1 protein-coding gene is annotated in these 557 nt (G+C 43.3%); it reads left to right on the top strand.

Features of this window, described 5'->3' with window-relative positions; genetic code table 11:
* Positions 1-141: 141 nt before the first annotated feature.
* Positions 142-557, top strand: a 416-nt coding sequence (locus KIV40_RS31240; RefSeq protein ID WP_285353185.1) for an alcohol dehydrogenase catalytic domain-containing protein, incomplete at its 3' end; no start/stop codon positions are given.

Here is a 557-nt window from a genome sequence, read left to right as displayed (position 1 = left end):
TTATCTGCCGACTTACCGATATCACAAAACTGGAACTATGCATGTGATGCATAGATTCAATGTTGACGTTTCATTATTTTTTCTTCAATTATTCAACTACAGTTATCTCAGTTTCCTAATATTCCTCCAGTGGAGAGCACCATGTTTAAAGCACTTGTACTAAACCAAGAAGACAAAAAAACGATTGCTAGCGTTTCTCAAATTGACGAGTCACAACTTCCAGAAGGCAACGTTAAGATTGATGTGAACTACTCATCTTTAAACTACAAAGATGGTCTAGCGATCACTGGTAAAGGGCGCATTGTTCGTAACTTCCCTATGGTACCGGGTATCGACCTTTCAGGTGTGGTTTCTCAATCAGACGACCCTCGTTACAAAGCGGGCGACGAAGTGGTACTGACTGGTTGGGGTGTTGGTGAAGGTCACTGGGGTGGCATGGCTGAAAAGGCGAGCCTAAACGGTGACTGGTTGGTACCAATGCCAAAAAGCCTAGACGCTAAAAAAGTAATGGCGCTTGGTACTGCAGGCTTCACAGCAATGTTATGTGTTCAAGCTAT

It is taken from the genome of Vibrio sp. D173a (genome assembly GCF_030248475.1).
Note: the sequence above shows the minus strand (reverse complement) of the source record. Positions and strands in the feature narration are given on the sequence as shown.